9 protein-coding genes and 1 pseudogene are annotated in these 10184 nt (G+C 59.2%); 4 read left to right on the top strand and 6 right to left on the bottom strand.

The features are described 5' to 3' along the window. The first annotated feature begins 69 nt into the window (after positions 1 to 69). Entirely contained in the window at positions 70 to 639 is a 570-nt protein-coding gene (locus tag LJE91_00425) for a hypothetical protein (protein ID MCG6867228.1), read from the top strand. On the opposite strand, the gene LJE91_00420 is transcribed toward LJE91_00425, so the two are convergent. From LJE91_00420 to LJE91_00410, 3 genes and pseudogenes are all read right to left on the bottom strand, one after another. Beyond that, entirely contained in the window at positions 550 to 2592 is a 2043-nt protein-coding gene (locus LJE91_00420; GenBank protein ID MCG6867227.1) for a hypothetical protein, read from the bottom strand. The two genes, LJE91_00425 and LJE91_00420, sit on opposite strands and share 90 nt — an antisense overlap. Before the next feature lies 1 nt (position 2593). Further along, positions 2594 to 3460 (bottom strand): hypothetical protein, encoded by an 867-nt coding sequence (locus LJE91_00415; protein MCG6867226.1) that lies wholly within the window; start codon positions 3458 to 3460, stop codon positions 2594 to 2596. A gap of 252 nt (positions 3461 to 3712) precedes the next feature. Then, positions 3713 to 4338, bottom strand: a pseudogene (locus LJE91_00410) (IS1595 family transposase). 236 nt (positions 4339 to 4574) lie between these two features. Between LJE91_00410 and LJE91_00405 the strand changes: the two are divergent. From LJE91_00405 to LJE91_00395, 3 genes are all read left to right on the top strand, one after another. After that, positions 4575 to 6563: an SUMF1/EgtB/PvdO family nonheme iron enzyme gene (locus LJE91_00405; GenBank protein MCG6867225.1), complete on the top strand. Its 1989-nt coding sequence runs from the start codon at positions 4575 to 4577 to the stop codon at positions 6561 to 6563. A 95-nt stretch (positions 6564 to 6658) separates the two neighbouring features. Then, positions 6659 to 7438, top strand: coding sequence for a hypothetical protein (locus tag LJE91_00400; GenBank protein ID MCG6867224.1), 780 nt, complete (start codon positions 6659 to 6661; stop codon positions 7436 to 7438). A gap of 31 nt (positions 7439 to 7469) precedes the next feature. Beyond that, positions 7470 to 8678 (top strand): tetratricopeptide repeat protein, encoded by a 1209-nt coding sequence (locus LJE91_00395; protein ID MCG6867223.1) that lies wholly within the window; start codon positions 7470 to 7472, stop codon positions 8676 to 8678. Positions 8679 to 8751: 73 nt separating this feature from the next. Here LJE91_00395 and LJE91_00390 read toward each other — a convergent pair whose 3' ends face one another. The 3 genes from LJE91_00390 to LJE91_00380 form a co-directional block, all read right to left on the bottom strand. Then, positions 8752 to 9375, bottom strand: a complete 624-nt coding sequence (locus tag LJE91_00390) for an SRPBCC family protein (GenBank protein MCG6867222.1) — start codon at positions 9373 to 9375, stop codon at positions 8752 to 8754. A gap of 206 nt (positions 9376 to 9581) precedes the next feature. Next, complete coding sequence (locus LJE91_00385) at positions 9582 to 9824, bottom strand: hypothetical protein (protein MCG6867221.1); 243 nt, start codon at positions 9822 to 9824, stop codon at positions 9582 to 9584. Between the two features lie 103 nt (positions 9825 to 9927). Continuing rightward, on the bottom strand, positions 9928 to 10184 hold a 257-nt coding region (locus LJE91_00380), incomplete at its 5' end, for an isoprenylcysteine carboxylmethyltransferase family protein (GenBank protein MCG6867220.1).

Here is a 10184-nt window from a genome sequence, read left to right as displayed (position 1 = left end):
GGGGAAACGGACGCGCTATACTTCGGGAACACATTTTAAACTTATACATCTGGATCCCCTGAAGCGCACATGTCGGCCTACCCGGAGATTATCGGCAAGTACCGGATCGTGTCGGTGCTGGGGCAGGGCGCCATGGGGACGGTGTTCAAGGGGGGCGATACCGGAATCGATGGCAATGTGGCCATCAAGACCGTTGCCCGTGGCGGTACGGAACACGAACAGCAACAACTCGCCAAACGATTCAGGCGCGAGGTGCAGGCCGCGGGCAGACTGACGCATCAAAAGCAACGCAGTAAGCTCAACCCGAAACCCTTGCTGCCTGTGAACCAGACCGCACAAAGCCAGCAGGCACCACAAGCGCCAAATGAAGTCGTGACCGCGGTACCCGACAAACCGGTTCAATCGCCCGCTCCAAACCGAAGGACGGAACCGCAGCCGAGGCGATATTTCAACACCTCCCTGGCGCCAAGAGTAACGCATTTGCTCGTTGCCGCGTTTCTCTGTGTGCGCCGTAACCCGCACGCTGTGGGCAGGCGCCTGACCCACTGTCTATTGCGCTCCCTGATAAATCCAGTTCACGATCGAATTGTAACCTTGCCTCGACGGATCATCGAGCGGCGAGGTCTCATCAAACTTTAAAAGGGGGGGGCCGCTATGGTGCTGTCCTGTCGATTTGGTCAACAGCGGACTTCGCGGTATGTCCAGGAAATTGACCCGGGCCTTGATCGTCGCCACCTGTGCATCCGGATCTTTTACAGGTTGAACTACCGGGGGTACAGAGTCTAAATCAACCTTCGGTTGCTCCTCGGTAAACCAGACCACTTTTCCCGCCGGCCCACGTTGTCCGTGGCAACCGGTACATCGCTTTTCAATTAGCAAGCAGTTGATGCTTCGTTTTGAAGCGTCGTTACTAACGCAATCCGGATCGGCAGGGTCCCGGAACACCACATCCACTGTGCACCCGGCGTTCAAAACTTCGGCTGCGTCGACCACCTTGATCGTCAAAGCAGACGCGCTGGATATCCCACCGTTTTGTGATGTCACCAACTTCAGCCGGTAGTCTCCAACCGTGTCAGTGGTAAAAATCGGGGTTTGGGTGTCCTGGCCGACCAGCGTCGGGTTAGCGCCTTGGGGAGCTGAAGTGACTTCCCAAACGTATTGGTTCGAAAAAAGGCTACTCCTTCCGTCTATGTGGATATCCCGATTCACTGGAACGCAGCGGTCCAGACCGGCGTTCGCTACCGGTCTTCCGGGTTGTCTGATGCTGCCATCCGCGTTGCGGTACCTCGAACTGAAATCGGGAATCAATGGTTCCAGGGCGGACGCGAGTCGCTCGGGCTTGCTTGGGTCCTCCCAGAAGGTCTCAAAATTCAGCAGTGACAATGGCATTCGCCCCTCGTCAAACACGAGTTGTGCGCTCTCGTCTGCGTAACTCTCGAATTTCTCCCACGTCGAAAAATCCACGTCCTGTGAATCCGGGTTCGGATTAGCATCGCTCGCATCTAGAGTGATTCCCCGCCCCGCGTGACAAACAATGCAGTGTGGCCCGACGACGCTGGTGTAGAGGGCCTTGACGTTCTCGTCTTTCGACCATCCCTCGGGGACGAATCCCGGCACAAAGGTATTGGATGGCAATTGGTCACTGCCTTTGTTGCCCCCATAGTGCCCGGTCAGAATTTCCCTGGCGAATTTCCCATCCCACTCGCTTCCAGGATCATCGATTGGGTTCTCCGAAGGCTGGTAGGTGGCGAGGATTTCGGCATTCATCGTTTTCAGTCGCGCCTCCCATTCCTGGCGTGGATAGCCGACCTGATCCGAGAATTCGAAGGTGTCGACGGAAAATATCTCCAATTGGCCTTTGATGTCTCCGGCTTGGGTATCGTCCGCGTAGACGGTTTGAAACCTTGCGTCCTTGTCGAGGGGCCTCAGGGTGCCGCCGTGACAGCTAACACAGACTTGCGGCATCGCCTTCGCACCACGGCCATCGATATATGCCGTGGTTCTCAAGGGTTGATCGCCTGCGGGATCGTAGGTAAAGAATTTAAGAAATGTTGGACCGCTGCAATCGCTGGGATAGTTGGCTGGGCTGACCTCGATCGCATTGGTCCCAAAATGGAACTCAGTGTCGTTGTTGATCGCCGCCTCCAGATTCAAAGGACCGTAATCGAACCCGGGTACCGGTTCGACCAAGAAATTCCGCACATAGAATACAAGGATCTTACAACCCTGCCCACTGACGTACTTGCGCATGTACATATCGCGTCCGTAGCCGAGGTCTCTGGTATTGCGGTAAATCACGTTCATTGTATCGGCCCCGCCAAGCCCATGTAATGAGACGAAATCTCCCAGCGTGCGCCGCTGGCCAGTGGGATCGACCGCCGCGTAGTACGCCTCTGCATACTTCTCGTCGTTCAGGCCGCGATCAGGCGGATTCTCGTACTGGTTGAAAAAGCGCAGAAAACTGTTGGGCGTGGACAGCGTGACTGCCTCAACATTCCCTTCGTTGCTGCCGTCACTGCACCCTTGAAGCAGGAACGCTAGGAACGCTAGGAACGCGAAGGGGGTCAGGGCGAATGGAAATTGCTTGGTCATCTCAGAAACTCCCGGATAGCTTGGCGATGGCCTGATATCGCTCATAGGTCAAATCCGAATTCTCCGTAGCGATGGAGTAAATCCCGCGCAGCGAGACATCCAGGGAAACGCGCTCGTTGAAAAAATGGTTGTAACCTAACTGCAGGATAAAGGTATTGGCGAGCAAGCGATACGCCAACTGGTTCGCCGCCAACCCGCCGAACGCATCATCGGGTGTCACGGCGTTAGAGGCCTTTATGATATCGAGCGTCGGTGTTCCCGTAGAAGTCACGTCGCCGTACATGTAGGTGAAGACACCGTACAGCGCACCTTGTTCCAGAATATTGTATTTCGTATCTAGAAACACCTGGACATCAGATGTCGTAAAAACATCACTCTTGGCATCGTTATATATGCCGAGCACGCCACTGCCGAGCTTGAACTTTGGATTGAGACGGGATTCAATCTCGGCGCCCAGTATGAAATTGGCGCTGTCGCGGATATCCGAGCGAACGTCAATACCGGCCACTTCCGCCAGCAGTGTTATGACAGGCGCCGAGAAATTGGTTGACGTCGCGAATGTGTAATCGGCGTGTCCCTGAATGAAGATATTGCTCAGGTCGTCGATGTTGGTGAAATATTCCCCTCCACCCCGGGCCCAGAAGTGAAGGTCCTTCAGTTCGCCAACCGTACGGTTGTATCCCAGCTTCAGCGCACCAAGGGAGCGAAACGATGCTTCCCGATCGCTGCCTTCGGTTGCGTTACCAACATTGCTGTCCCCCATAAAACGCGCGTCATATCCGAATTCGACACCATCGGCAGCATGTACGTGACAGGCTAACATCAAGCCACTACATACGTAAGCGAGCGCTCGCTGCAGCCTAATCATCAGGAAGTCCTCCTCCTAATTATTGAGGTTATAGAGTCGATACCGCTAATAGCCAAGCTTGATTGCTGCAGTGGACTCCAAAATCGTCCGTAACGATTCGACAGGGTTTTCGGAGGCCCGCAGCAGGGCGGGCGTATGTTTCAGGAAACGCAGGACACCATCTCTGGTGCAGACATCATCGTCCCTAAATACGGTGCCCACCACTCGCAACTGCGATAACAGAATAGCTACCATTACATAACCTGGCAATCGCTTTAGAAGTCTTTGAGGCATCGGCGGGGTTCGCACCGCTGCCTGACCGAGACATGGAATCATGTCTTCGAGTTTGAACCGGCGGTTGAATCGATAACCGTTTTGGTCGGTCTGCACCGCCGCCACGAACGGGGTCTTTCCCGCAGCGCCGCGTCCACGCTTGCCCCCGCGACGTTCTCCACCCCAGTCGGCATCGTCCAACTGGACGATCCCGCACAGGGGGCTTGCTGTCGTGGCATTCCTTCATCACTTGCAGCAACTTGTGCTTCATGCGCCAGGCAGCGTTGTAGCTGATACCGAGTTGGCGCTTCATTTCCAGTGCCGAGATGCCGTTGTTGGACTGCGTCAGCAGATACATCCCGAGAAACCAGGCCGTCAACAGCAGCTTGGTGTACTCGAGAATCGTACCGCTGGTTACCGAGGTCTGGCGGTGACAGTGGCGACACTGATTAAAGGCTGCGTCCGACAATCTCACAGTAGCCGGTGTGCCCGCAATCCGGGCAGACAAAACCATCGGGCCAACGCCACCGGAACAGGGCGCTGCGGCACTGCGCTTCGGTGCCGAATTGTTTGAAGATCTGTGGCAAGCTGAGCCCTTTCTGGAACTGAATCCGATTCTTGGCCATGTTCTGCTCCTCCGTTTGGCTCCAGGTTCAGTAGCGCCACTTCGTGGCTCAGTAGCTGAGCCTCCGGGGTAATCAGGTACAATTTTGCGACGAACCAATTTTACACTTTCCATCGGACGCCTACCTATCACAGGCACTTGCCGTTAACGACAGGTCGGGACGCCTAGGGCAACAGACGCGCTATACTTCGAAAACGTAGTTCATACCTTTAGATGCCTGGAATCCCCCGATCTCTCATGTCAGCCTACCCAGAGACTATCGGCAAGTACAAAATCGTGTCGGTGCTGGGACAGGGCGCCATGGGGACGGTGTTCAAGGGGGTCGATACCGTTATCGATCGCAATGTGGCCATCAAGACCATTGTGCGTGGCGGTACCGAACACGAAATACGACAACTCGCCGAACGATTCAAGCGCGAGGCGCAGGTCGCGGGCAGACTGACGCATCCCAATATCGTCGCAATTTACGAGTACGCCGAAGAAGACGATTGCGCCTATATCGCAATGGAGTTCGTCGACGGCGAAACCCTGGCCGAGTACCGGAAACGCCGCGAGTCGCTGGAAGTCGACGAGATCTGCTCGATACTCGCCCGGGTTCTCGACGGTTTGGACTATGCACATACCCGGGGCGTGGTACACCGCGACATCAAGCCGTCCAATATCATGTTGACCGGTTCCCTAGAGGTCAAGGTGACCGATTTCGGCATTGCGCGGATAGAGTCCTCGTCCTTGACCCAGCTTGGCGCGGTGCTGGGCACGCCGGGATACATGTCGCCGGAGCAATTGCTCGGACAGGCCGTCGATCAGCGTACAGACATATTCTCCTGTGGCATCCTGCTCTACGAATTGCTGACCGGCGAACGGGCGTTTCCAGGCAACGACATCAGTGCGATCATCTACAACGTCGTCCACGCCGAGCTGCCGCCACCATCCAGTCGAACACAGGATGCCCCGGCGGGTCTCGACGCCATCGTGGCGAAGGCGCTGGCCAAAAACCCCGCCGATCGGTTCCAGTCGGCGCGGGATTTTGCTCAGGCTCTCAGGTTGTACCGTCGTACCCGCACGGTCGAACTGGATCCGGTGGCTCTCGACCGGACTCGTCTGGACGACACCCGCAGCATGGAGTATGCCGTTGCCCCGGACGTCCCCCACGGCGCCACCGTGGTTCGCAGGACCCGGGTGGCGCCGCAGGCACCAACTGGCCAACCCGGAGTTGAAGATGTCGGGGAAACGGCTCCGCCGAGGCGTCGCAGCGCCTACCTCCTCCTCGGGTTGTCCGCGCTACTCTCCTTGCTGATCGCATCGGTCTGGTTCATTCCGCACAGGGATCGATGGCTTTCCGCTCTCCTGCCATCGACCGGGGATGAGTCGGTGAACACGCGTCCAGCCCCCGAGCATCGTGCTGGTGAGGTATTCACGGATTGCCCGGACTGTCCCCGGCTCGTGGTCCTGCCCCCGGGGGAATTCATGCAGGGGTCTCCCGATTCCGAAGCGGGACGGCAGGCCAGCGAAGGCCCCGTACATCCGGTGCGTATCGCGTACCCGCTCGCGCTGGGGCAATTTGAGGTGACCCTCGCAGAATTCGGTCGTTTCGTCGAGGAGACCGGTTTCCAGTCGGGCGGTTGCCGGACATACGATGGCGAGTGGCAGACGGAAAAGTCCGCCAGCTGGCTCGATCCCGGGTTCGGGCAGGACGAAGATCACCCCGTGACCTGTGTGTCCTGGTCGGATGCCAGGGCCTATGTCGAGTGGCTGTCGTGGAAGACCGGTGAGAGGTATCGGTTGCCGAGTGAGTCGGAATGGGAATACGCGGCTCGTGCCGGGAGTGAGTCGTCACGACCTTGGGCGGATGACAAGAGACTGGCCTGCGGATCGGCCAATGTGGCGGACCTCGTCGCCGAGTATCGTTTCCCGGGATGGGAGGTACACGATTGTGCCGACGGCTACGTGTACACCGCCCCGGTGGGATCGTTTCGCGGCAACCCGTTTGGACTCTACGACACGATGGGAAACGCCTTTGAGTGGGTGGCGGATTGCTGGCTCGACAGTTACGACGGGGCGCCTCCCGATGGAGGGGCGAGAACCACCGGCGATTGCCACAGCAGGGTCCTGCGTGGCGGTTCGTGGTTCAGCATGCCGGATTTCGTACGCAGTGCCTTCAGAAACCATTTCGACGAAAACGAGCGCAGCGCGAGTTTCGGATTCCGGGTCGCGAGGGAATTGTGATGAAAGAAGTGGCTTCCGGGCCAGGTACAGACCCTTTTGCGGTGCCGTCAAACGGGACCCGGGTAAAGTTTTACTCCAGAACAGGTGATTTCAAAATGAATACAACCGATGCCGGCTATGCTGTCCGCGGCGCCCTCTGCATAACCCTGCTCGCCCTTCTTCTGACTGCCGGCTGCGCGAGTCGGGCGCCGACCATCGCGCATACCCATATCGGGCACGCCATGACCGGCTGGCACGACACACCCGAAAAAGGCGGTCTGTTCACGACGGCGGAGGTAAAGGCGGACGAAGCATTGAAGGCCGCCGAGGCCGCGTCCGCGGCCAGCGATCTGCAGGGAATACAGAGCGGGATCGAAGCAACGATGATGGCGACCGACCCGCAGTACGAGACGAGCCCGGGAGGCGTGGAGGTCAAGGCGCCCTATGGGGTCAGGCAGGCGCTCACCGGTGCCGTGGCGCACATCTCGTTCGCGGCCAGTTCGCCGGACGCCAGCGATAACGTCAAGGAGTCATCCGAACCGTTTGCACAGTCCGCCCAGGCCGTGCTCGATCGAAGCGACCTGATTCTAGCCCTGGGTAGCGATATCCTGGTTTCCCGTTCGACGGAGGAGGCGAGAATCCTCGGCAAGGAGGTGCTCTTGCTGGCGCGTGCCAATGTCTTTGGTGACGATTCGGATGGCGACGGGATTCCCGGATCCAGCCCGGGTGAATACGGGATGCGGCAGTTGCGAGACGAGATCCAGGCGATGATCGATCGCGAGGACCCGCCCTACACCACGGTGGATACCTGGTATCTGTTCAACCTGGTCAAGCTGCCGTCCGGGCAATGGGTGTTCAAACAACGCCCCGCGTCCTCGTCTGGCGGCTACTATTAGGCGCTTCCCCGGGTTGAAGACAGATCGCTCCATGATGATGGCTTGGCGAAGTCTCGTTGCCCTGCCATTCGCCCTGTGTCTGGTTACGGGGGATGCCTACGCTGCGCGCTGTCTCGAATCGAGCGGAACGGAGGCAATTACCGCTTGTCGCAGTGAACTTCGTGACTCGCCCAGGAGTGCATCCTTGCGCATCGCCCTTGCCGATGCCCTCATGGCGGGCCGGCGTTACCAAGAGGCGGTCGAGGTTCTTTCCATCGGTGTGGACCTCGCGCCCGGGAACGCGCAATTCAAGGAGCAACTCAAACTGGCCGAAAGCTTTGTCAAGGAACAGAAATGGATCCAGCGGCAGAGCGGGCAGTACGAGGAGACGAGTCAATCGAACGCGCAGTTTCGCCGGAATGTCATCCGATGTACTCGACTCAAGGGAGAATCCGCACTTTCGGCCTGCGAACAGGCGTTGGGGGAAAAGCCGGAGGACACCCGGTTGCTTGCTGCGAGGGGTGATGCGCTGTTCGATGTCGGGCGGTACGGCGAGGCCGTCTTCAGCTACCGGCAGGCGTTGAACCTCGAGCCGGGCGACGCGTCGGTCACCGAACAGTTGAGTCGCGCCGAGGCGCAACGCCGGAAAGCCGTGGGTGATTGCAGGGCGCTGGAGCGTAGCGATGGGCTGGAAGCATGCAGCGTGGCCCTGCTCGAGGGAGCCGGCGACGAGTTCACTGTCCGGGTTCGCCAGGGGGAGCTGTTGCTGGACGAGGGGCGCGAGGACGAGGCCCTTCAGGCTTACCGCGCCGCGCAGAAATTGGAGCCGCGGAATGCGCAGGTACAACAGGCGATCGAAACCCTGACGACGCCGGTGGCCTCGGCGAAACCGGCGAAGCCGCGGTCCAAGGCTCACAGGCCGGCCGTGGAAGCCAAGGTCGAACCCATGATCGAGGACAAACCCGAACAGGTGGTTCCACCGCCTCCACCCCCACTGGTGGAGATCCCGACCCCCGACAGCGGGACCGGATCTGCACCGGCATCGACTTCCGTTGAGACGCAGGCGTCACCGGAAATCGTTGAGTCGCACCCATCACCGGAACCGGAGTCGGTAGAGATTGCGGCAGCTCCGACCACTGCTGATACTCTGCCGGTGACTGAGTCGGACCGGGCGACGGAACAGGGCCCGGCATTGACCGAGATCCGGACTCACACCCCGCGCTACAGCAACGCGCCTGTCGCTCCCGGGATCACATACTGAATGCCATACGCTGGCCAGGGTCACACTCAGGCGGCGATGGCCGGAAAGGGTACGTGATTTGACGGAAATCGCCTTAGTTCGAAGGCGTGTTGTAAGCCGTCTGCGATCGCGCGGCCCCTTCCGCATCGAGCCTGGCGATACGCTCTAGGTTGGTGAAGCTCTCGACGATCCCCTCGCGCAGGCCCCGCTTCATGATCAGGCGACCCACCACGGGGGGGAGAAAGAAATCAGGTTCCATGCTGGATTCGTATATGACCCTCGTGCGCTTTCCCGCCGACTCGATTCGCCAGTGCGTATTGCCGGACTTGAAGTCGCTCGAGTGCGGGTCCGTGGTCACGTACAGGTGTCCCGGTGCTCCCTCGCGAATCTCCTCGACCCGCGATATCTTGACGCAGTGCAGCAGGATGCAGTCCTCGATCAGGGTGCGTACCCTCGTGATGCCAGGTATGTCCGAGGGCAGCATCTCGCTTTCGGTGATCGCACGATTGAGCCGATAGATGTGCCGGAAATCGGTCAGAACTCGATAGACCTGATCGGCGGGTGCGTCGACGAGCATGTCCATCTTGACCCGATAAATTCCGTCGGTTTCGCTGATCTGCAGATCGGCGAGTTCCCCCGCGCTCACGTTGGTGCCTAGCAGGATTGTCAGGACGACGAGTCTGGCGGCGAAGCAAACAGCGTTTCGGATCATATCCATGGCGATGTCTCTCGTATCGGATTCGGAATCAGGGTTTGCCGGTACTGTCAGCGTAAGAACCAGAGGGCTGCCGGAGCGATCAACCAGGCCAGTCCCTTGAGGGAGAAGAATATCAGACCCGCTTTCCCTGCCAGCCTGATCCACCGGCGTCCTGCCGCCCGTTCGGTCGGAGTGAAAATGTCCGATGCCATGATTCAGACCCGGTCCTATTGTCGGGTATTACGCGGCACGACCCCGGACGGGATCATGCCGCGCATGCCCTTCGCACACGCGGTGCGTGGCGTACCGAGGGTCTTGCGGCGCGTGCCGGGGATCAGCATCGGCACCTCCCGGCGGTGGTCCTCGTACTTGCGGCCGTGCTCGCCGATCAGATCACGCTCCTCGATCTGGATCGCGATGAGGATGTCCCCGGTCGTCGCCAGCGCGAACACCAGGTGCGCCACGATCATGGTCGGGGTCGCCCAGAAGGCAAAGAACCAACAGACGTAGCGGGGATGACGCACGTGGCGGTACAGCCAGGGGGGTGTCGAACTTCAGGGGCGTGTACTGACGTCAGCGGAAGGACAGCCACACCTGCCGCAGCCCGAACAGGTCGAAGGGGTTGCTGAGGAAGGTGGACAACAGGACGATCACCCAGCCCATCCCGAACGGGCCGTAGAGCACCGCGCGCCCGATGGGGTCCTCGACGTTCCAGACCGTGCCGCCCATGGGCTCCCAGAGGGCGAACAGGGCGATCAGCAGCAGGCTGGAAAACAGGGTCAGATGACCTGACTTCGCGGAATCTACGTCGAGCCCAGTTTCAGCACCAG

The sequence above is a fragment of the Gammaproteobacteria bacterium genome (genome assembly GCA_022340215.1).
GTDB lineage: Bacteria > Pseudomonadota > Gammaproteobacteria > JAJDOJ01 > JAJDOJ01 > JAJDOJ01.
This window is presented reverse-complemented; position numbering and strand designations above follow the sequence as displayed.

Excerpts from the sequence above, each read along its gene's own strand:
- LJE91_00425 (MCG6867228.1), top strand. The coding sequence starts at position 70 with ATGTCGGCCTACCCGGAGATTATCGGCAAGTACCGGATCGTGTCGGTG.
- LJE91_00420 (MCG6867227.1), bottom strand. The coding sequence starts at position 2,592 with ATGACCAAGCAATTTCCATTCGCCCTGACCCCCTTCGCGTTCCTAGCG.
- LJE91_00415 (MCG6867226.1), bottom strand. The coding sequence starts at position 3,460 with ATGATTAGGCTGCAGCGAGCGCTCGCTTACGTATGTAGTGGCTTGATG.
- LJE91_00405 (MCG6867225.1), top strand. The coding sequence starts at position 4,575 with ATGTCAGCCTACCCAGAGACTATCGGCAAGTACAAAATCGTGTCGGTG.
- LJE91_00400 (MCG6867224.1), top strand. The coding sequence starts at position 6,659 with ATGAATACAACCGATGCCGGCTATGCTGTCCGCGGCGCCCTCTGCATA.
- LJE91_00395 (MCG6867223.1), top strand. The coding sequence starts at position 7,470 with ATGATGATGGCTTGGCGAAGTCTCGTTGCCCTGCCATTCGCCCTGTGT.
- LJE91_00390 (MCG6867222.1), bottom strand. The coding sequence starts at position 9,375 with ATGGATATGATCCGAAACGCTGTTTGCTTCGCCGCCAGACTCGTCGTC.
- LJE91_00385 (MCG6867221.1), bottom strand. The coding sequence starts at position 9,824 with ATGATCGTGGCGCACCTGGTGTTCGCGCTGGCGACGACCGGGGACATC.